Raw genomic sequence first — 21805 nt, 5'->3', positions numbered from 1 at the left:
CTTTTCATAGTCATTCGTCACGACCCACAGCTGCAACTTCGGCGGCCACCAACGCACGCAGTTCATCGGCTCCGAACGGGTCAAGTGGAATGCCATTCACAAAGAATGTCGGTGTGCCATGTATGCCCATTGTCTCGACATCGGCGCGGTCTTGATTAAGGATTGCAACCGTCTGCGGCGCTCTCATTTGATTTTGTGCGGCTACTACGTCGAGACCGGCCTGTTCGGCTATTCCAAGGATCAAACCGGGCGCTGGTTCGCCGTGGGATGCCCAGCGTTGCTGAAATTCAAGGAGCGCTTCTTTGACCGGGATATACACGCCTTGCATGCGTGCTGCTTCCATCACCCTGATGGCTTCTTCCGAGGCCGCGCCATGAAACGGGGTGTAGCGAAGAACTACCCGGACCTGCCCGTCGTGCTCCGCCATGATCTCCTTGATGACCGGATAGAATGCCCGACAGGCTTCGCAGGCTGGATCGAAGAACTCCACGATTGTGACGGGCGCGTCTTCTGGCCCCATGATGGGCGAGTAGGAACGCATCAGTGCCTCAGCGATTTCAGGCTGGACCTGCTCGACCTGTGCTACCGGGGCAGGGCGGGACTGGTACCAGACAGCGACCGCAAAGATCGCTAGACATACTGCCAAAACAGATAAGACGATTGATTTGTTTTTCATGTGCGGGGCTCCTTCAGGGAGAGAAATGATAAATACGCTATTAAACCAAAGGCGAAGAGCGCCAAGAGCGGGATAGGAATCCCGAAAAACAGCTGATTGTCGCCGGTGCAGGACGGGCCGGTCGCTGTGCAGGGTTGGATGGGTTCCGGCAGGATTCCGGTGTAAAGGCTCATGTGCCAAAGCGCGACCGCTGCACCGCCGAGCGCGAGTGCGATGCCATAGCGGCCGACCCGATCATCCTGCCACCATAGGCCAAGACCCAGAACGACAGCCAAAGGAAACATGAAAGCGCGTTGGAACCAACATAGGTTGCAAGGTGCTTGCCCCAACACCTCGCCAATATAGAGCACGGACAACGAACTTGTGAGGGCTACAATCCAGGCCCCGATCAAAGCGGTCTCTTTAGATATTGCGAACCTCAAATCTACATCCTCGCTCTTAGGTCAGAGACGATTTCTTCCGTCGGCGTGCCGTAAGTCCAAGCTCCAGCATATCCGCCCTGCGGATCAAAGAGGAACAATTGTGAGGAATGCCCTATGGTATAGCCATTTGGCGAGGCGGCTTCCTCGATCTTTTCATAGTAGATGCGAAAGGTTTTGGACGTTCTCTCAATTTGATCGGCGGTGCCGGTCAGTCCGATGATATTGGCGTCGAATTGTGGGATAAACTCAGCCAGCGCTTGCTGTGTGTCGCGTTCTGGGTCAATCGAGATAAAGAGCGGCTGGACCTGTGTCGCATCAGTACCAAGCGCGTCCATGACAGCGGCAATCTCGGCCAGAGTAGTGGGGCAAACATCCGGGCAGTTTGCAAAGCCAAAGAAAATGAGCATCCAGCGCCCGGTGAAATATTCATCTGTCTGCACCATCCCTTGATGATCGGTCAGCTCGAAATCGGCACGGAACGCCGGATCACCAGTTTGTTGTTCGCCCCTGCTAGAAATCTGCAGCCAGACAAACCCCACAATCGCTATCGCGGCGAATCCCCAAAGCCCTTTTTGTAATTTAGATAATCTCATTAGTCGTGCTAAGTCCGATTCCGCCCTGTTTCAAGGCGTTCTAAATGTTCTAGCTGCTAGAGGTTCAAGCTGTTTCTTGGGGTAGTGGCCGAGGTTCACACGCCCGTGAACGGAGCACTGGCTTGAATGTGCCAATACCTATAGCTACCAACACTATAGATATGGAGGTTGCATGCTTACAATTGGAAACTTAGGAAAGAGGACCGGTACGAAGGTTCAGACCATTCGGTACTATGAACAGATCGGGCTAATGCCCGAGCCGGGCCGGACCGAAGGGGGGCAGCGGCGCTATGGGGACACGGAGGTCGACCGCCTGTCTTTTATTCGACACTCACGTCAGTTGGGATTTACACTTGAAGCCATCCGCGAACTTCTTGATCTCAGCGACAATCCCGACCGCTCATGCCATGAGGCCGATTCCATTGCGCGTCGGCAACTCAAACAGGTCGAGATGAGAATGGACCGACTGAAAGCGCTGCGCACCGAACTGAAACGCATGATCCAGGAATGTAGCGGCGGAAACACAGCGGACTGCAAGGTTCTCGAGGTTTTGCGTGACCATTCGGAATGTCTGACGGATCATGACGAGATCGGCGCCTAGCCATGCCTGCATTTATTGCATATCCGCTGGCCGCGCTGGCTGAAATCGCCGGCTGTTTTGCAATCTGGAGCTGGTGGCGTCTCGGTGCGCCGCCGCTTTGGCTCGTTCCTGGTATAGGTGCTTTGATGGCTTTCGGGTGGCTGCTTGCGCAGGTCGACACAGTCGCTGCCGGACGTGCCTTTGCAGCTTATGGTGGGGTCTATGTTGCCGCGTCGGTTCTGTGGATGTGGTTTGCAGAAGGGGTACGGCCAGACAAATGGGATGCGGTTGGTACGGCTGTTTGTCTCTTCGGAACCGCGATCATTCTTATGGGGCCACGCAATGCCTGAAGTTAGGACTTGAAGCTCTAGTCACTATAGGAATTATATCTGTTCATATACGATTTGAGGAGACGATAATTGAGTGCTGATGATCCGCTGCTGGCAACAACCCCAATCCTGAACTTCGCCCATCCGTCGATTGCACGGCTGATTGAGGATAGAGGCTGGAACGCCCTGTCGATACATGACCGAATTGGTGCAATCTACGATTTTGTGCGCAATGAAATCGCCTTCGGATACAACCGTTCAGATAACATTTCGGCCGCCGAGATATTGGCTGACGGGTTCGGCCAATGTAACACCAAAGGCACGCTTTTAATGGCGCTTTTGCGCGCGGTCGGCGTGCGCTGCCGTCTCCATGGATTTACGATCCACAAGGAATTGCAGCGGGGTGTGGTGCCTGAGCTCGTATATCCCGTCGCCCCTGATGAGATCATTCATTCCTGGGTCGAGGTGGAAACGGAAAATGGTTGGGCGAACCTCGAAGGGTTCATTCTGGATTCAGAGTTCCTGTCGGCTCTGCAATCTACATTCTCGGATATAACCAACCTCTGCGGCTACGGGGCAGGGACGGATTGTCTGATGGCCCCGCCTGTCGAATGGACCGGCGGCGATACCTACATTCAAAAAACTGGCATCGTGCAGGACTTCGGCACGTTCGACACGCCAGACAATTTTTATGCCAACCATCGACAGTCGTTCAGTTTTGTGAAGGGTCTTTTGTATCGCCATGTCATCCGCCATTGGATGAATGCCCGCGTCCGCCGCATTCGGACAGGGCGGGTTCCCCGCATTCCGGGCATGGCGCTTTCTAATCATCACCACGAAGGATCGCGCCATGCCTCATGACGGCCACGTGCATATCGATCCCGCATCCGGTGATCGTCGTGTTTCCATCGCGATCTGGGCGAACGCACTTCTGACAGTTGCGCAGATAGTGGGCGGCATCCTATCGGGCAGCCTCGCACTCATTGCCGATGCGTTGCACAACTTCTCTGATATGGCTTCTCTGGTAATCGCATTCGCGGCCCGAAAGATTGCCAGACGTCCCGCTGATGAAAGAATGACCTTTGGCTATGGCAGGATCGAAGTCGTCGCGGCGTTGATCAACTACACAACCCTCATCCTCGTCGGTGTCTATCTCATCTATGAAGGCGGAATGCGACTGATCGAGCCAACTGAAGTCGCCGGTTGGACAGTGGTGATCTTGGGATCAGTGGCCTTGGTCGTCGATACGCTGACAGCGCTGCTGACATACTCAATGCAAAAGGGCAGTGTGAATATCCGAGCCCTATTCCTGCATAACTTGTCAGATGCTTTAGCATCTGTTGCTGTGATCATCGGCGGCTCGCTTATCCTGCTTTATAACATGTGGTGGGTAGATCCTGCGATCACGATTGGAATCGCCCTGTACATTCTCTACCTCGCCGTCACGGAAATTGGCGACCCCATACGCATTCTGATGCTGGGAAGTCCGCCGGACCTCGACAATGAGGCAGTGGTCGCCGCTATTAGGGACGTCGAGGGGGTTCATGACGTTCACCACGTTCATCTCTGGCAAATGCAGGAGAATCAGGCAGCACTGGATTGCCATGTGGTGATTGCTGATGGGGCAACCAGCGAAGACGTCAAATCTGCGGTGAAGGCGCGTTTGTCCGATGAGTTTGGCATCCAACACTGTACGCTCGAACTGGAAGATCTAGGGCATGCACATGAAGGCGCACAGCTCTATGGACACAAAGAGAACGACGCATGACGCAGACGACGCTAATTCTTCTTGGTCTGGGAATTGCAGCCGCGACGCTGGTTTCAATCCTATGGTCCATTGCCGTTCCAGAGCGCCGCATTTGGCCCCCTCGACGCTATACAGCCATAACGCCCGTTCTGGTCTGGGGGCCAACACTCTCGCTGTTTGGCATCCTTATTGTCCTTGGAGTCTCGGGGTGGGGCGATCTTGCATTTCCAGTCTGGTTGCGTTTCGGGGTTGGGATTCCACTTATCGTGGTCGGCAATTATGTCGTCTGGTCTGAAGTCGCTCATTTCGGGATACCGCAAACAGGCGGTGCGAAAGGCACGCTGAGGACCGCTGGTATGTATCGCTACTCACGCAATCCTCAGTATGTGGCGGATATCGCAATCGTTGGCGGTTGGATGATCCTTTCGTCCGCTCCTTGGGCACTCGTCATCGGCGCAGCGGCCATCCTCGTTTTGATGGCCGCTCCGTTTGCCGAAGAGCCATGGCTAAAGACAGAGTACGGCTCAGAATTTAATGCTTATGCGGCTCGGGTGAGGAGGTTTATGTGACTCTGCATGAGTTCTAGTTAAGTGGACTTCCGCCACATTAAAGTATGGGTCAGATCAAGGTTTCTCCACGGCAAAACCGCCAAGTGGCGCATTTCCACTTAGTTACATCAAAATACGCGCTCTAACGGCTAGAAATCTTGCTCAATAGTTGATTCTCTCAGATCCATAAATCCCGCGGTAGTCACGCCATTCTACGAAGACAGCTCGAGCATAGAGAAAGCACCCGTGGCGTGTAGGTCCGAACGCGGCCGGAATGGAGCCTCTGTTGGAGCCTTGCCACCCAAAACTTCCGTAGGGATCATAGTTCCCCACGCGGACACGAGCATAGCGATCACAGCCACCATCATCTCGGTCATCATCAATTAGGACATCAAAAACGCGGATGGAGCGCACAAAGTTGAACTCCGGGCCACTAATACTGATTTCGGCGCGACCTTGGGCGAGTTGGGGCGCGAACCCGCCCAAACGCGGGACTCCCTTAGGACCGGTAAGACTCAAACCAGTATGTTCCAAACGCAGAGGTTCGGCGGCAGGTGCAAGATTAGGTCGCGGGCGATCGCGGGTTGCGAATAAGACGTCGTAGATGCGTCCAGCATCATCCATCGGAGGGATTGATTGAGACGACGTACCCATTGGACATCGCCAGATTCGCAGTGGAGGTTCGATAGGCCACGGAGTAATCCGGCGAATAAATTCGGCGCGAGCGCGGGTGCACGGGACTGACCCTGGCCAACCGCCAGACAGGCAAAGCAATATTGCGCAATCGATCTGGTAAGTTTGAGCCTGCACACGATTGGCGATGCTGACGAACGAACTGAGCAGTGCAAGAGCGACCAAAAGTGTGTATTTTTGAAATGAACGAAGCATGTGCATTGTACCAGCCAGTAGGGTGTACATAGGATAACCCCGTTAGTATATTATTGCAACATAAAATATATTACTGAATAACGTCGCATAAGGTGATGGATTGGATACCCCTCCTATTGGTCTATACTTGAACCAGAGCGACCCCTATGGTCGCGAATAGGGAGGATAAGACTATGAAAAAAATACATATATTAGGCGTAGACTTGGGTAAGCGCACATTGATGAACTCACGGTGAAGCGCAATTTCTGTTTGTTCAGTTTACCTCGTTCATGGCTCACCCTCCATCAGTTTTGCGCGAAACACTTCTGCAGGCGTTTGATATCCGAGACACTTGCGCGGTGTTGCGTTGAGGCGGTCGCAAATCGACTTCAAATATCGAATTGTAAGCGCCGTTGGATCGGCCTTACGAGGCAGGAAGCGGCCGAGGCGGTTGTTGGTATTTTCGACCGTACCCTTTTGCCAACGAGACTGGGGATCACAGAACCAAGGATCGACACCAATCCCTGCTTTGAGATGTTGCCATGCCGTAAACTCAGTACCCCGATCAAATGTGATCGACCGGGGTGCATTTGCGGGCAGGGGTGACAGGCTTTCAATAAGACCTTCCATCACTGGCTTTGACTGCCGATCCTGATTCTTTAGCACAACCGCAAACCTGCTGACACGTTCAACCAACGAGGTGACATTGGCCTTTCCAAACTCCTCACGAAACATCACCAAGTCGCACTCCCAATGGCCAAACTGGTCGCGATCCGCGATCACCTCAGGTCGATGTGCTATGGCCAATTCCTCAAGGAATCTACGCCCATGATGCTTGCGCGTTCCACGTGGCCTGCGACGCCTGCGGTGCTCAGGCAGGTGGCGATAAAACTTCTCAGCATGGCCATCGTTAGAATAAGCGTAACGGCAAATCGTCTCGTGACTGACACGTATCGGATGGCGTTCCAGCTTCATGCGTCCTGCGATCTGTTCGGGCGACCAACCGGCATCAAACCCGCCGCGGACAGCTGCCATGATCTCAGGGTGCCGGATCAACTTGCGATGCACCGCACGACGCTCCTCATATTGATCCTGTGCGTTCACAGCGTGATAACTATTCAACTGCGGAAGTTTGGAGTCAAAATAGTAATTCCGTCTGATCTCACGGTAGATCGTCGACGGCGCACGTTGCAGATTGTCGCAATCTCTTTGATAGGTATCTTCGCTTCAAGCCATTTGGTCAGCTTACGACGGTCTTCGAGGTTCAGGACAGGGTAGCAGCGTCCCATTGATCGACTTCATGCAAGGTTCTGTTTTGATACAGAATTCGCACTTCATTTGTGAGTCCACCTGTGCGGGTTCCATTCCGATTGCATCGGTTTACGAGAGCAGGGTATCTCATCATCGCTCCATTTTCATCAGTTCATCTCTGAAAGCTTCGGCTGGCGTTCTAAACCCCAGACATTTGCGCGGTGTCGCGTTCAGGCGGTCGCAAATCGACTTCATATATCGATTTGGGAGCGACAGCAGAGCGGTGTCCCGCGGGAGGTATCTTCGCACCCGTTTGTTCATGTTCTCGACCGACCCCTTTTGCCACGGCGCCTGCGGGTCGCAGAACCATGATTTGGTGCCCATGCCTTTGTGCAACTCCCGCCAGGATGTGAACTCAAACCCACGGTCGAACGTGATGCTGCGCCGCGCATCAGCGGGCAGGGGTGACATCTCATTGATCAGCTTATTCATCAGCGGTCGCGACTTCCGGTCGTTGTTGCGCAGCAGCAGTGTGTACCGGGTCTTTCGTTCGATCAGCGTCGCGATATTGGCGTTGCCCTGCGCCCGTTCGAAGATCATCAAATCGCCCTCCCAGTTTCCGAACTGGCTGCGATCATTGATCTCTTCAGGGCGGTTGTGGATGCTTGTTTCTATGGGAAAGACGCGATCGCGGGAGTTACGTGCGTAACGAGGTTTGCGCTTTCTCTGACGTTCGGGAAGATACCGACCAAGTTCCTGAGACTGGCCGCTGTCAGAGTAGACGTACTGATAGATCGTCTCATGACAGATCCGATGTGGTGCGCGTGGTTCGATCTTGAGCCGACCTGCGATTTGCTCCGGTGACCACCCAGTCTTCAGCTTGGCGATCACTTCCTCGCGCAGATCCTCGTACTGTTCCAGCTTGCGGCGCTTCATGTAACGCCGATCCGCCAGCGTCTGCGCTGTCACATGCCAATAGCCATCAGCCTGTGGAACGTCCTCATCATGCCACCAGTTGCGCTTGATCTCACGGTGGATCGTAGAGCGATCACGGCCCAGTGTTTCAGCGATCTTTGTCTTCGTGGCTTTCGCCTGAAGCATCGTCGCCAAGATTCTACGTTCATCCAGGCTCAATTTACGGTAGGGTCGTCTCATCACATCCTCCTGATCTGCATCAGAAATTTATCCAGTGATGTAATCCAAAATGGAATGTGCCCTGCTACAATCTGTGGGGCCGATAATCAAGGTTATGTTAAGTAATGGATGGCAAACGGCGCAGAGGGTTTATTATGTTAAATATGAGCGTTTCCGGCATAAGATAGAATGCACCTCGCTGTTCTGCCGTGGTATTCACCTGTTAACAATCACTTAAACCTCGAACTCAACTTTAAGGGATGCCAGCATCGTGCTACCATTTCAAAAATTTGAGGCAAAGCATGACAGTTATTCGAGAAGTTTCGATATCCAATTTCCGGGGTATTTACTCGTTAAAATGGTGTCCCAATCCAGGAATCAACTGCTTGATCGGGCCTGGCGATGGTGGAAAATCAACAATTCTAGATGCCATAGAACTCACCCTTGGGACTAGACAAAGCATAGCCTTCACAGACGCCGACTTCCATCGATGTGAAATTGACAAACCTATTGTCATTGACGTGACATTGGGTGCCTTGCCTGATGACCTCCGAAACCTTGAAGCCTATGGTCACTTTCTCCGTGGCTGGAACCCGCAAACCGGAACCATATACAACGAGACGTCTGCAGCACTGGAAACCGTGCTGACTGTTCGGTTGATCGTACGAGACGATTTGGAACCGCAATGGTTGCTGTTTTCTGAAGGCCCATCCGCCGACGGTCGCGAACGGAATCTCCAATGGAAACATCGGCAGCTCATTGCGCCTACGCGTCTTGGAACAGTAGCGTCACACCATATGGCGTTGGGCCCGCGGTCCGTTCTCGGAAAGCTGTCGCCGGACAAAACACAGGCATCGGCAGCACTGGCGGCAGCTTCGAGACAAGCGCGCCAAGCTTTTGCCGAACAAGGCTGTGATGGTGTGGATGAAGTGCTAACCACCTCCAAAACCATCGCTAACAACATGGGTATCCCCATTGAAAAAGTAAACGCGCTATTGGACGTGAAAGGGGTGACGTTTTCTGGCGGCGCAATTGCACTTCATGATGAAGATCAGGTGCCACTCAAGAACCTTGGTTCTGGCTCCATGCGCCTCCTCGTTGCGGGGCTTCAAAAGGTTGCCGGTCAATCGAGTATCTCGATCATCGATGAAGCAGAGTTTGGCCTCGAACCATACCGCATCATAAGATTGCTCAACTCGCTTGGGGCAAAATCCAATGACAACTCTCAACAAGTCTTCTTGACAACGCACTCGCCGGTAGTCCTTCGCGAGCTTTCTTCAGTTCAGCTTCATGCTGTTCGAGCAACTCGGATCACGAATCCCGCCCTAATCAACAACGGTGAAGTCGTTCAACCAGAAACAAAAACGACTTCAAACCTCGTTTTTCCTCTTGGCGGGTCTGAAGACGCACAAAAAACTCTCAGAGCATGCGCCGAGGCCTTTCTCGCCCCAAATGTCATTGTTTGCGAGGGCAAAACAGAGATCGGTGTAGTCAGGGGGCTTGATTTATGGCGACAAAGTCAGGGCTTGAAGAGCATTCTTGCAAATGGCTGCTACTGGGCTGATGGCGGCGGTTCTTCCATGATGGATCGTGCGAAAATTTTTGCGCGCATGGGCTATCGAGCTGCCTTGTTCATGGATTCTGACGTAGCACACGACGGAGCGGTATATGCGGATTTGGCGGCTCAAGGGATCACGGTGTTTCGTTGGCAAGATGGGTACTCGACGGAAGCAGCAATCTTCTCATCCGTGTCCGCAGCGCAGATACCAGACCTTCTTTCCGTCGCATGCGAATGGCGTTCTGAAGACTCCATTGACGGGAAAATCCGTCGCGTAAGCGACGGCCAATACAATCTCCAGCTATGCAGGGACAACTTCACCGATGAGATGCGGCCTATGTTAGGACAATGTGCTGGCGATGGTAAATGGTTCAAAGATATTGAGCCAGCTGAACGGGTGCTGAAAGAAGTAATTGCTCCAACGTGGCAAGGCACAGGTGCGATTTTCACATCACCGCTGGCTTCGCTGTGGCAGTGGATAAACACGTCATCAACAGCCCAGCCAGAAAACGCTGTCTGAAACGGATAGGTTCCAATGGTCGATGTACCCGACATTCTTCAGGCTCAACGTGGGCATGTCATTGCCCCCGCTGGATGCGGCAAAACTGAATTGATCGCCAAAACGATTGCTCAGGCTGATGGTAAGCCAATTTTGGTCCTTACCCATACCACCGCAGGCGTAGCGGCGTTGAGGCAGAGACTAAAGCGGGATGACGTACCCGCATCCAACTACCGGCTCAATACGATTGCGGGTTGGGCACTGACTATAATAGCGATGTTTCCGGAACGCGCTGGATACCAGCATGATCCGCAGAATGCTCCGAACTACACGGCTATACAAAATGCGGTTGGTGGGCTTTGTGCTTCTGGAGACATCAATCCAGAGATTGCCGCGACATATTCGCAGGTTTTGGTGGATGAGTACCAAGACTGCTCGGAAAGCCAACACCTGATCACTTCCGGCCTCGCGAATGCAATTCCGACAGTTGTGTTCGGCGATCCGATGCAAGCGATCTTCGGGTTTGGTGGCGACCCGCTTCCCGATTGGACAACGCAAGTGGTTCCAACCTTTCCTGAACTCGGGCGGTTGGTTACACCTTGGCGTTGGAACAACGCTGGGGCCAAAGACCTCGGCGCTTGGCTTCTAAACGTTCGAAGAGTGTTAGAGGCTGGAAATCAAATTGATCTTCGGACGCTTCCTGCACGTGTGGCTTGGCATCCGCTTGGCACGGACCAAAACGCCAACGCAGCGGCCCAGATTGCGCTTCAATACAAGGTTTCTAAAGAAAATCCGCAAGAGAAATTTCTGATAATCGGAGACTCCATTCAAGCGGATTCCAGACACAATTTTGCCAGTCGAGCAAAGGGGGTCGGAGTTGTCGAACCAGTGGATTTCCGCGATGTCGTAGGCTTTGCAGACCAGATGGACGGTAAATTGGGTCAAGAGCTTCTGGATGCGTGTATAGGGTTCCTAATAAAGGTCATGACGAACGTGTATGGGGACAAACTCAATGCGCGCGTCCAAACGATCCTTAGAAATCGCAACCGCACACCTCCAACCAATCCGGAAATGGCGGCAATCTCGTTGGCACAAGGTGGTGGTTACTCCGAAGCGGTTCGTTTCCTCAAGTCCATGGTGCAAGATCGAGACAGACGGGTCTACCGACACAGCGCGTTCAACATAATGATAGAAGCACTGCAAACCGCAGTGACGACGCCAGATGCCAGCCTGCCAGCGGCGATCGCCGGTCTTCGTGAACAACGTCGTCATACGGGCCGGATCATTCCACCGAAAGCAGTCGGTTCAACTCTTCTGCTAAAGGGTTTGGAGGCTGATCACGTCTTGATTCTCGATGCAGATCGTCCAGGCAACGCGATGTCGAAGGAGCACCTGTACGTTGCCCTTACTAGAGGAGCCAAATCCGTCAACGTGTTCTCACGTAAACCGGTTTTGCCGTGAAAAATACTTGCCGCGACGCTTTCGGTAATTAGTTCTTCTGTAGCTTTCGTTTCGAGGTCATGCCAATCTCTGAGATCGCAACAGTAGAAGACATTCGTCAGTCGCCCGCACACACGCAGTCTTCAATACGCGCATTCCGGTCCCGGGCGTTCGATATCTTCAGAGAAATCCCGACCCTGTGCAAATTCCAGTCCTTTTCCCATCAAAGTCAGAACCTGTATCCCCTCTCCGTTTTCTGAGCGAACCAGCCCCTCGCGTTCGAGAAAGGATGCGAGTTCACGAAACTCCGCGCGCGTACAGGTCAATGCTAGGTGACGAAACCAATCCATGACTACATTTTCATTAGACCGATACTCTGGTGATCGGGCTAGAAACCTTAGAATTGCGAGTGCTCGATGCCGGCGCAGTATTTGTTTTGTTTGGCTTTCTTGGTTGTTCATCTGACTGCCTTTGATTTCCTAGTTCGGGCCGAAACGGGCCGCTTCCTCAAGCAGCCAATCCGTGTGTTCATCCCCCTCTTCCAGTTCCCAGTCCCGCGTCTTTGCTATCTCGAAACCAATGAAGTCCCGAGCTTCAATTTCGGAGCGCCCAGTCATCTTCAATCTCAGAACTTCGATCCGAATGTCGATAGCCCGACGCTTATGCTCTTCGAATTCACTTATTGCATTCGAAAGCGATGCGTTCTCAGCAACCATCTCTTTGACTCTCTCGAAGTCGACGTCGTGGGCAACATTCGCCGTGGCCGGATTTGCCAATTCGCGCAGATTTTCTAGCGTTAATGTTCGAGCGTCCAGATCTGCTCGGCGCTGCCGCAGTTTGGCGGCTATTTCTCGGCAATCCTGGCAAACCAGCAAGCGTTTCGGAGCCGAGATGACAATATCGCCTGCACCGTCAAGTCGTCGACGCCAAAGTTGTTCGGGGTTAGTCTCGAGCTCAAACTCCTCGAACTGGTGAATCCTGGCGGTCCATTTCCCGCGGTTGGACCGACGAAGGATTTCGCGTTTGGAGCGGTCACAGCATGCGCATTGCCAGTCATTTCCAGCCCCCCGCCAGAGCTTACTCGTTGAGGTCTGTTCCGCATCCAGAGTTGCAAATTCCGCGTCCGTTGGGGGCTTTCCACTTTTCGTCTTGCCGGGCTTCTGGGTCCTGCCGACACCGTCGCGCGCCACAGAGCGCGCCTCAATGGCTTCGCCGAGGTGCAGGCGGTGGATATCAGGCACCTGCATCTCCAGAAGCCGAAAGCAGACATCCTTTGTTTGCGGTTGGCCATGTAATTTACGGCCTGGCGCGACTTCTCGCTTGTGTCGTCCGTTTGCAATTCTCTTCGCCATCCGCGTGGCAAAGTCGACCCGATCAGAAAAATCTTCCCCGGCATCAGTCCAAATGGCGCGGGCCCGCTCGAAGTCGACCCCATGCTGCTGGTTGTCCTGAATAGTGATGAAATCGGCGATTTCCGATGGCGTGAATGTGAAATGTGGTTCTATTTCATCCCTGAGCTCGCGTTTCACACGTCCGTCAGCGAGATTGCAATCCGCACAAATCAGAACGCATTCAAAGCGTTCTACGAGTGGTCTGAGCGCGCCCTCAGCCCGGCTCATTTGAACGCGGAGGTTAGGATCATTGCACTGCGTTTTGATCTCCTCAAACAGTCGCTTCACGAAGTCATCCAAGTGATCATGGTGACGCTCGAGGTGGCAGAGCAGTACCCCTGAGGGTGTCAGCCTAACGATTTGACGTTTATGCCTCTTGCAGCAGGGACAGCACCATTCGGTCCAAGTGGACGCCCAGCCTTGGTTCAGGTCGAGCAACTGCGTATCGAAATCTGCTAGTAGCTGTTTTGTCTGTTTGCTCCACCGGCCGTCGTAAAAAGGTACAATGTTGGGCATGTCCTCGTCGTCGAGCGACGCGATGGCAGGTATAGTTATCGATACCTGAGTTCCTTCAGTGTTCTTCATGGCACATCAAGTACGGATCGGTACTTCGAGGACCGGGCGTAACGGTTCGATTTGTGTCGCGTATTGACGCACGACCTGATCGTATAGATCAGCTACACCCTTGGCCTGTACGGAAACCACCATCGCATAGCTCAGGTTTTCGGGCGGTGCGAAGTTGCGCCCTTCGAGTCGGGCATTGTAGTGAATGTCAAAGCATGGATTGATCAGCGAGCTGCCGCGTTTGCGTTTGGCCGCATGAAGGCAGTTTTCCCACTTCCAGGCATCGCGTCGCAGCTCATCCTCAGTAGCGCCTGGTAGAGACGAGCCAAAGAAGCTGGCGGAATCTGGATGTACCTGCTCGTCTCTGGAATACTTGGTGTCGTTCGGCCTAAAAGTTACTTCCAGCCCAGCCCTCGTGTAGTTCCCAGGGTGATGAGGATCGGTTTGGGTCTTGTAGCAAATCGTAGCCTTGATCGAGACCATGCCACTCATCTGTTCAACAGGTACTGGAATTGCAGCGCGAATGTATTTGGCTGGTGAAATCTCGCCTTGATAAACAACCCGGACCGTGTCGTCGTTACACAGAATAATATCATCAAGGTTGCGCGCAACGCGACCCCAGCCAATTTCCTTGTGATCTTGGTCGCCTTCTTCACTTGTGTGAACAAGGAGCGTGCGGATCGCCAGGTGGTTCAAGTTGGAGCCGAAATGGGCACGAATTCCGGTGCCTAATCGTAGGACGCTCGGCGCTGCAAACGACGTACCGCCAGTCGTTGTGAGAGAGGGTGTCGCATCCGGTGCGACGACAACAAATGGCCGACTGAATTCGCCACCGAAGTCGACCAGATCCGGTTTCACGAGACCTGGGCTGCGTCCCGGTCCTTTGGAACTGTATGGTGCGCGTTGCCAATCATTGCCCGGTGTGTCGCAGGCGCCGATTGCTAGTGCGTTGACGCAATCTGACGGAACTTGAACACGATCGAGGCCGAGGATGGAATCCCCTTCGCCGTCGTTACCGACGGCAATCATCGCCAATGTGGAAACCCGTGACAGTCGGTCGTCCAGCACGGCTGTCCAAGCATGAACATCATCGTCCTCGATCGGAAGACAGGGCCCCAGGCTCAGATTGATAAAATCGAATTCCTGGCTCGACAACACACTCTCGATCCGCTCAAGGATTTCATAGAGCTCATGCGGATCTTGCCCAGGTGTTTCGTCCAGAACGCGAAAGTGGTCGATGTTTGCGTAGGGGCGCGGCAGGGGCTCTTTGGTATTGATATGGCCAAATAGAGCTGCCGATGTCACGCCGACCCCATGCGAGAGGTCTTCTTCAGTGGCAGGAAGCATACCGGGAAGTTCATGGGGAACCGCCCATTGGGTCAATGGATGGTTTTCTGGTATGCCGCCATCAAATACTGCCACTCGGACGTCCTCTGAGACAGGCCCTTCCGCAGGCAATTCCAAATCAGTCGTAGGGATGCCAGCTGAGCGAATGGTTGGTCGGAGAATCCTCAAGCTAGGCATTTGTCGCAGGGTGCGAATACCCGTAAAGAGCGCTATGTCGTCTGCGCGTTCTGCAGGCGCATCAAGCTCGAGAAAGCACAAGCCCTTGGCAAAGAACCTGCGGCCTGCCTCGGCTTCGATCTCCTGGCTCTTAAGATAGGCGAAAAAAGCCCGAAGCATGTCAGGTTCCAGAGCGTTTGCGTGAAGCACTGTCTCCATTGCCATGCGCCCCTGCTCGGGAAGTGAACCTTTGATTTTGGCGTGCGGAACCGGTGCAGAGACCTCTTCGATGGAAATTAGCGCGTTTGCGCTGCTTCTGTCTGCGCGCCAATCCGGCAATTGCTGGCTCCAGGACCTGATGGCGGCTCTGCTCCCCTTCGCAAACAGCTCGGTCGTAACAGCCTCTTCGGGCGCCCTGCCCCGTGACCGTTTCTCAGGCGTTGTCTTCTTGGGGCGGCTACCAATCACTTCGATACCAACATCCCGCAAAAGATCATGCGGGAAGTAGGACTTTGCGATGTATTCGGGATTGAGCGTCAATGAAATCACAGCCTCGTCACTTGGGCAGGCCGCTTGTGGTAGCTCATCGATACGAGCTGACGTCTCCGAGATCATAGGCGAAAGCCGACCTCGTGCTTCGTCGAAAGTGTAGGGAGGCTCTTTGGGTGCACCCCCACTTCTGATAACGATGTTGTCGGTGAGGCGTTCACCTTTGCCCAAAAGAAAGTTCTGCTTGCTCATTGTTACCAATTCAAACCTCTAAAATCGCGTCATTCTTCAGATGTGTGCGGATTGTGTCGCGCGCGACGCCTGTGATTTCATGGGCCTTTCTTTGAGTGGCCAGGCCATTCTTGACCAACCGGACCGCGATCTCGATGCGTTCTTGTTTGGAGTGCTCGCGGGCTGTCACAAGCAGGGAGAGATAGTGATCCAACCCTTTCCCGTTCAGGGCAGCCGATCGTCGTGCAAGCGTAACCTCTCGCTCAATATCGCTATAGGACCGCCCAACCAGAGAAAGCGAAAGGATGTCGACCCAGACTGACATGTCCGGTGCGACCTCATCGAGCAGCGCTCCCAAAAAAGCTCGTACTCCGGCCTCCTGCGGCAATTCGAAATTAACGGGCTGTTCAAATCGCCGCCAGACTGCTGGATCGAGTAGATCGGAATGGTTGGTTGCAGCGATGAGTAAGCCAGACGACGGCCAATCATCGAGTTGTTGAAGCAAAACTGTGACAAGGCGCTTCAGCTCTCCGATCTCACCTGAATCGTCTCGACGTTTTGCAATCGCGTCCAGTTCATCAATTAGAAGGACGCAATCGATGGATTTTGCGTAGTCCAGCACATGTCTCAGGTTGGAACCTGTGCGTCCAAGATAGCTGCTCATGACGGCGGACAAATCAAGGATCATGAGCGGAAGTCCAAGCTCACGCGCAACCCAGCGTGCACCCAGGGTCTTTCCCACACCGGGAGGACCCGTAAACAAGACAGTTCGGGTCGGCTCCAAACCTGCTTCAAGCAAGGTGCCTAGATTTTGGCGCTCTTCAACGAGGCGGGACAACGTGCTCTGAACCTGCTCCGTGTAGACTGGTTCCATCTGCAGAAACGGTGTCTCCTCTACCCGCAACAGCTGAAAGCGAGAATCCGTGTCCGTTGGCAGTGCCTTTTCCATGCCCTTGCGTAACGGCGAAGAGCGGGTCGGATTTTTGCGCAACAACTCTATCAAAGCTGAGGAAAACTCCTTAGTCAGGCCCCTACGCTTCGCAATTCGATGCAGGTAAGTTTGGACGTCTTGAGTGCGCCCCGACAGTGCCACCCGTGCGAGATGGACGAAATCCTTTTCAACTCCATCATTCTCTGCCATGCAACCACCTCAGTAATTTATTGTATTGATTTATTTTACAGCATAGATGGAAGAAAATGATTTTGCAAATCTAAATTTCTTCCAGTTGTGTTTTCTATTCTTTTGCCCGCCTGCGCTGGCCAGGCTCTTGGCTGCGCCCGAAGCCGCGCAAGCTCGCGTCTTCGCCCATGCGGGAGACGATCCTTCGTGCATTTGACTGATGAGATCGCGGGCAAACCCGCGATCGCTTTGCACAGAAGTCAGCCGGGTCTCCGCTACGCTCTACCCCGGCTGGCAGTTTTCCCAATCTGAGATATCCGCCTGCCATCCGGCCAGCGTCCCGAACAGGGGCTCTGGTGTCGCGCGGGCGCGCCAGCCTCCCCTCAGAAACCCGGTTCCTCCCACGCGAGGCGCGGGTCCCTCCCAGTTTCATCGCTCCGGCCCCCTGTGTCGGGTCGCCGTCCGGCCGCAGGACGGGCTTTGCCCTCCCTGCTCTGTCCTTCGGAAGACGCGGGGGTCTTCCAAACGTCAGAGACAGAGAGGCCTTCGCCCAATGGCGGAAAGCAAGGCCAAGACGCGAGACCTCACCGAGGAGTTCAGCAAAACGAGCCAAGCACCGCTCCAACCACGAAGGAAAGGAGCCTCAAACATGGGCCTCGATCAATACGCATATCTCAAAACACCCGAAAGCGGCGACGAAGGCGAAAGCGCCAAGTTCACATGGCGCAAGCACTCCAAACTGCAAACGTTCATGGAAGCCCTCTACACCGAGCGCACAGGGCTGTCCGCCACCGACCTCAATTGCGGCGAACTCAAGCTTGAAGAAGGCGACATCGACACGCTGGAACAAGCCATCAAAGGCAGTGCTTTGCCCCAATGTGAGGGCGGGTTCTTTTACGGCCATCAATTCCAAGACGAGCAAGCAGTCGAATACCGCGACTACGATCTTGAATTCTGCGCGTGGGCGCGGGCCGAGATGCAGGCTGGATCGACCGTGATCTATTCTTGCTGGTGGTAACGCCGCTGGCCGAGGCGCTCAGGCGCTTCGGCCCCCTGCCCTACAGCACAACCCCATCAAAACGGCCTCAACTCGCGCTCAGGCGCTCTGAGAGGCCCTGACAGCACATCAAAGGACTATGAACCATGACCAAACAACAGATCATTCAGACAGACACAGCCAGTGCCGTAATTCTGCAAATCCCGCTGGAAGCGCTCAACATCTCCGATCTGAACCCGCGCAAGACCGTCTCGGACGCCCATATCGAAAGCCTTGCCGACAGCATTGAGCGCTTCGGCCTCATTCACAATCTCGCTGGCCTCATGGGTGAAGACGGCGAAGTTGGCATTGTCGCGGGCGGATGTCGCCTGCGCGCCATCCAGATGATCGCCGAGCGCTCCGAGGATCATCCCTTCGCAACAGTTCCCGTCAAACTTGCAGCAAACGCCGCCGAGGCCGAGGATTGGGCCAGCGCCGAGAATGCAGCCCGCGAAGACATGACCCCCGCAGATGAAATCCGCGCCTTTGGCCGCATGAAGACGCGCGGGGCCTCCGTGCCAGAGATCGCCCTCGCCTTTGCCGTGACCGAGGCCCGCGTCTATCAACGGCTGGCCCTCGCGAACCTGCCCGAACCAGTTCTGGACGCCCTAGCCGCAGGCGAAATCAGCCTTGGCACGGCCAAAGCCTTCACGCTGTCCGACGACGAGGCTCTGACCCTGGGCATTCTGGATCAAGTGAGAGGCCAAGCGGTGTCCGAGAGCGCAATCAAGAATGCGCTACACCCCGACGCCATCAAGACCAGTGACCGCCGCGCCAAGTTTGTCGGGCTTGAGGCCTATGAGGCCGAGGGTGGCGCGGTCACACGCGATCTGTTCTCGGACGAAGCCTTCCTCGCCTCCCCTGCCCTTCTGGATCGGCTCTTTGTCGAAAAGCTGGACGAGGCCCGTGCTGATCTGACCGAGACCCACGGCTGGGCATGGGCAGAAGCCCGCAGCGAGGCTTGGCTCAACTACTACGATCTGGATCAGATGAAGCTGGCGCGTCTTTATCCCATCGAAGGCGAACTAACAGAGGAAGAGGCCAAGGAATACGACGAGCTGGCAGACCTTGCCAATGGCGGGGTGCTGGACGAAGACGGCGAAGTGCGGCTCGCGGAACTGCAAACCATGCTCGACGGCGACTACTCCGAGGGTCAGAAAGCCCATGCGGGGTGCATCATCTTCGTGAACAACTCTGGCAAGGTTGAGGTGACCGCAGGGTTGGTCCGTCCCGAGGACAAGAAAACCGCCATTGAGGCAGGCAATCTGCAAGCGCCGCAGTCTGCTAAGCCTGACACTCCCAAATCCCCCTACTCGCAAAAGCTGGTGGCGGACATGCAAGCAATCCGACTGGCCTCAGTGCAAGCAGCCTTGCTGGCCAAACCCGAACTTGTGCTGGACCTGTTGGGGTTCGGGCTGTCAGAGGCATCGGGGAGTTTTGAAAGCGTGTTTGGTATTCGGCTGGACCGCCCGAGGAATATCCCAAGCGTAGAAGATGGCTTCACCCCTGAGTCACGCCTCGCGCACGGGATCGACGCCAGCGAGTACTGGCAGCAGGGAACGCGTGTTGAGGACCTCACGGAAGCATTCGCGACCTTCCGCGAGGATGGCAAGAAAGCCCGCAACGCGCAGATCACCGAAGCGATCACCCGCACCCTGCCCTATCAAGCTGGAGACCCTGCGTTCTTTAATGTGATCGCAGAGGAAGCGGGCGCAGATATCCGCAAGCATTGGACGCCCACGGCAGAGAACTTCTTCTCACGCGCATCAGCAGCCTATCTCATTGATCTTATGTGTGAATTTCTCGGTTGCAATGCGCGAGATGACCGCGCTGCCAGTTTCGCCAAGCTCAAAAAGGCCGAGAAAGCTGAGAAGATGGAGAAGCTGTTGAATGATCCCATCACTCAGAAGCTGATGGGTTTGACCTCAGAGCAAAAAGCCAAGCTCGACAAATGGGTGCCCGACTGCACCTGACGGTTCCTTCGTGGGAAGGACCAACTGGCCCCGCTTCGGTGGGGTCTTTTTTGTTTGAGCTCTCCTAGATCGGCAGGTCTGCAAAATTGTCCGACGGCGGCGCAGAAGGACAGGCCCCCTACCCCGCCGCCGGACCGGCGCTATCCGCGCGGGAGCACAGCCAAGGCGGTGCAATGGAGTTTGATGCAGATCGTTACTTTCAAGCCTTTGGCGCAGGAAAAACGTAGAGCTTTTCGCCCATCATTGTAGCCGCCCCTCTCAAATCTCGCAGGCATGGTTGATCCGGAGCCATATCCAAAAGAAAGGTGACGCCAAGAAGTGTGACCTGAAACATCGGATAGGCGCGTCCGTTCTTCGTGATTGGGCCAGAAACTCGGTTTGTCGCAGTTTGAGTTGGGACTGCGTCCATGGCCACTTTCAGAAAAGAGGCACCTTTCTCCGATCTTACAAAAGCTCTGACATGGTCGTACTGAGGCGACGCCGCCGTTTCAGCGCCGAAGTTGTATGCGACGAGATTGAGTCCGATCTTGTAAAGTGACGGGAGAAACAGCGGATCATTTCCAAACTGTTGAGAAAACCCCATTTTGCTGTCTTCAGGTTTGATCCAGGCGTCTTCTATGCCATTTGACCGTCTGGCCGGACGCAGTTTCTTGCCGTTTGCAGCAATATCGCCTGGGCCTCTGTTTATGTAGATGTGTGGGCCGTCCGCACAGTGTTCGCTTGATATTGCACTCCAGCTATCAATTGTTGGAGGACGTTTCCCTTTCCGCCGGACACCCAGCATCACACTGATGATCTCAAACTGTTTGACGAGGGCGTGATCCACTTTGCCAAAGCTGTTGTTGCAGGTCTTACAGGCTACATCATCCAATATCAGCTGAGGTGGGCATCCTAGCGCTTCTGGGATCGCATGCTCTTTCGACAGCGTCGTGTGGTCGGATTTGCACCAAATACAGATCATGGTGCTAAATACCGCAACAGACACAGCGCTGGTAGGTATTCTTGTCGGCCAGTGGCAAAGATCGCCCGAGCCTTGGCGGTGTGGGCTAGAGCGCTCGTCTTGACGAAAGCAGTTGGTCGCCGACGCTCCTCCATTCGGTGTTGCATGACATGCTGGTCGCAGGGTCAGCCCAGAACCCAAAGGGCGGTGTCCAGAATTGTCCCCTGCCCCTGCGGGCCATTCCTCGCGATTCAAAATTCAGGCCCCCTGCCCTTCTCCGCTCCGCTGCGCCTTCGGTGTTTCGGGTCTATTGCCCCTGCCCTTTGACCATCATTGCAACATCAAATGAAGGAGCACTGCAATGACTACCAACTGCATCAAATTCGAAAACGCAGACATCGAGACCGCCAAGGGCGTAGGTTCGATTTCCACTCTGACCTTCGACATCGACATCACTGCTGAGCCGATCTCCAGCGACAATCCCATGGCCCCAACGCACCGCGTGCTCGGCCGCTCACCACGTGGCCGCTTGGTCGAATGCGGCGGGATCTGGAAGAAGCAGAATCGCGACACCGGCGCTGACTACTTCACGTTGTCGATCCGTGACTTCGGCTTCAATGCCAATCTCGGCAAAGCCGCGAACCAGGATGATGCTGCGACTCAAGCGGTGATCCCTTGGGGTCCAAAAGAGGCAGCCTGAGCAAATTGTCAGACCGTTCCGACGGTCTGGCATTCCCTCTCTGTGGGTGCTGTTAACAGCTGTTAACTCCACAGGGCCAATCGCTTCTCTAGTAGCGCGACGGTTCAGCAGCACAAATTGTGGATAAAAACCTTGACTTAACAGGGTGAATCACTGCCTTTAGAGTCAAGTTGCGCAAATAAGCGCATTCGAGCAGAGAAATAGCAACTATGT

General features: G+C 54.4%; 18 protein-coding genes and 1 pseudogene. 10 read left to right on the top strand and 9 right to left on the bottom strand.

What is annotated here, in order from left to right; genetic code table 11:
• Nucleotides 1-10 precede the first annotated feature (10 nt).
• Genes SJY21_RS16355 through SJY21_RS16345 form a run of 3 tightly spaced genes read right to left on the bottom strand, consistent with a single transcriptional unit; the run spans nucleotide 11 to nucleotide 1691 of the window.
• Nucleotides 11-676: a DsbA family protein gene (locus SJY21_RS16355; RefSeq protein ID WP_377513323.1), complete on the bottom strand. Its 666-nt coding sequence runs from the start codon at nucleotides 674-676 to the stop codon at nucleotides 11-13.
• Nucleotides 673-1086: a disulfide bond formation protein B gene (locus tag SJY21_RS16350; RefSeq protein WP_377513448.1), complete on the bottom strand. Its 414-nt coding sequence runs from the start codon at nucleotides 1084-1086 to the stop codon at nucleotides 673-675. Before SJY21_RS16350 ends, SJY21_RS16355 begins: the two co-directional genes overlap by 4 nt.
• 14 nt (nucleotides 1087-1100) lie before the next feature.
• A complete protein-coding gene (locus tag SJY21_RS16345) occupies nucleotides 1101-1691 on the bottom strand; it encodes an SCO family protein (protein ID WP_377513321.1) in 591 nt (196 codons plus the stop codon).
• Nucleotides 1692-1863: 172 nt separating this feature from the next.
• Here SJY21_RS16345 and SJY21_RS16340 point away from each other — a divergent pair, with 172 nt between their 5' ends.
• The 5 genes from SJY21_RS16340 to SJY21_RS16320 all read left to right on the top strand — a co-directional run bounded on the left by SJY21_RS16340 (nucleotide 1864) and on the right by SJY21_RS16320 (nucleotide 4916).
• A complete protein-coding gene (locus tag SJY21_RS16340) occupies nucleotides 1864-2292 on the top strand; it encodes a helix-turn-helix domain-containing protein (RefSeq protein ID WP_377513319.1) in 429 nt (142 codons plus the stop codon).
• A 2-nt stretch (nucleotides 2293-2294) separates the two neighbouring features.
• A complete protein-coding gene (locus tag SJY21_RS16335) occupies nucleotides 2295-2621 on the top strand; it encodes a YnfA family protein (RefSeq protein WP_377513317.1) in 327 nt (108 codons plus the stop codon).
• A 69-nt stretch (nucleotides 2622-2690) separates the two neighbouring features.
• Nucleotides 2691-3461: a transglutaminase family protein gene (locus SJY21_RS16330; RefSeq protein ID WP_377513315.1), complete on the top strand. Its 771-nt coding sequence runs from the start codon at nucleotides 2691-2693 to the stop codon at nucleotides 3459-3461.
• The gene (locus SJY21_RS16325; protein WP_377513313.1) at nucleotides 3451-4368 is read left to right on the top strand and encodes a cation diffusion facilitator family transporter; all 918 of its coding nucleotides are present in this window, start codon (nucleotides 3451-3453) and stop codon (nucleotides 4366-4368) included. The genes SJY21_RS16330 and SJY21_RS16325 overlap by 11 nt, the downstream gene beginning before the upstream one ends.
• Nucleotides 4365-4916, top strand: a complete 552-nt coding sequence (locus SJY21_RS16320) for a methyltransferase family protein (protein ID WP_377513311.1) — start codon at nucleotides 4365-4367, stop codon at nucleotides 4914-4916. The genes SJY21_RS16325 and SJY21_RS16320 overlap by 4 nt, the downstream gene beginning before the upstream one ends.
• Before the next feature lie 1135 nt (nucleotides 4917-6051).
• Here SJY21_RS16320 and SJY21_RS16315 read toward each other — a convergent pair.
• Nucleotides 6052-7052 (bottom strand): annotated as a pseudogene (locus SJY21_RS16315) (IS30 family transposase).
• Nucleotides 7053-7164: 112 nt separating this feature from the next.
• A complete protein-coding gene (locus SJY21_RS16310; protein WP_377513309.1) occupies nucleotides 7165-8169 on the bottom strand; it encodes an IS30 family transposase in 1005 nt (334 codons plus the stop codon).
• 281 nt (nucleotides 8170-8450) lie between these two features.
• Here SJY21_RS16310 and SJY21_RS16305 point away from each other — a divergent pair, with 281 nt between their 5' ends.
• Complete coding sequence (locus tag SJY21_RS16305) at nucleotides 8451-10226, top strand: AAA family ATPase (RefSeq protein ID WP_377513307.1); 1776 nt, start codon at nucleotides 8451-8453, stop codon at nucleotides 10224-10226.
• A gap of 15 nt (nucleotides 10227-10241) precedes the next feature.
• The gene (locus SJY21_RS16300) at nucleotides 10242-11666 is read left to right on the top strand and encodes a UvrD-helicase domain-containing protein (RefSeq protein ID WP_377513305.1); all 1425 of its coding nucleotides are present in this window, start codon (nucleotides 10242-10244) and stop codon (nucleotides 11664-11666) included.
• Nucleotides 11667-12124: 458 nt separating this feature from the next.
• Here SJY21_RS16300 and SJY21_RS16295 read toward each other — a convergent pair whose 3' ends face one another.
• The 3 genes from SJY21_RS16295 to SJY21_RS16285 are packed head-to-tail and all read right to left on the bottom strand — an operon-like array spanning nucleotide 12125 to nucleotide 16964.
• Entirely contained in the window at nucleotides 12125-13621 is a 1497-nt protein-coding gene (locus SJY21_RS16295; RefSeq protein WP_377513303.1) for a hypothetical protein, read from the bottom strand.
• 6 nt (nucleotides 13622-13627) lie between these two features.
• Nucleotides 13628-15844, bottom strand: coding sequence for a S8 family peptidase (locus tag SJY21_RS16290; protein WP_377513301.1), 2217 nt, complete (start codon nucleotides 15842-15844; stop codon nucleotides 13628-13630).
• Nucleotides 15845-15854: 10 nt separating this feature from the next.
• Nucleotides 15855-16964, bottom strand: coding sequence for an AAA family ATPase (locus tag SJY21_RS16285; RefSeq protein WP_377513299.1), 1110 nt, complete (start codon nucleotides 16962-16964; stop codon nucleotides 15855-15857).
• 628 nt (nucleotides 16965-17592) lie between these two features.
• On the opposite strand from SJY21_RS16285, the gene SJY21_RS16280 reads away from it, so the two are divergent.
• Together SJY21_RS16280 and SJY21_RS16275 are read left to right on the top strand one after the other, a co-directional pair.
• A complete protein-coding gene (locus SJY21_RS16280) occupies nucleotides 17593-17961 on the top strand; it encodes a hypothetical protein (RefSeq protein WP_377513297.1) in 369 nt (122 codons plus the stop codon).
• A gap of 125 nt (nucleotides 17962-18086) precedes the next feature.
• Entirely contained in the window at nucleotides 18087-19952 is a 1866-nt protein-coding gene (locus tag SJY21_RS16275) for a ParB/RepB/Spo0J family partition protein (protein ID WP_377513295.1), read from the top strand.
• Between the two features lie 199 nt (nucleotides 19953-20151).
• Here the strand turns inward: SJY21_RS16275 and SJY21_RS16270 are convergent, their stop codons facing one another.
• Nucleotides 20152-20937 carry an HNH endonuclease gene (locus SJY21_RS16270; RefSeq protein WP_377513293.1) on the bottom strand — a complete coding sequence of 262 codons (786 nt, stop codon included), beginning with the start codon at nucleotides 20935-20937 and terminating at the stop codon, nucleotides 20152-20154.
• Nucleotides 20938-21253: 316 nt separating this feature from the next.
• On the opposite strand from SJY21_RS16270, the gene SJY21_RS16265 reads away from it, so the two are divergent.
• Nucleotides 21254-21592 carry a DUF736 family protein gene (locus SJY21_RS16265; RefSeq protein WP_377513291.1) on the top strand — a complete coding sequence of 113 codons (339 nt, stop codon included), beginning with the start codon at nucleotides 21254-21256 and terminating at the stop codon, nucleotides 21590-21592.
• Nucleotides 21593-21805 lie beyond the last annotated feature (213 nt).

Source organism: Octadecabacter sp. R77987 (assembly GCF_042466115.1).
In the GTDB taxonomy this organism is placed as follows: domain Bacteria; phylum Pseudomonadota; class Alphaproteobacteria; order Rhodobacterales; family Rhodobacteraceae; genus SW4.
This window is presented reverse-complemented; position numbering and strand designations above follow the sequence as displayed.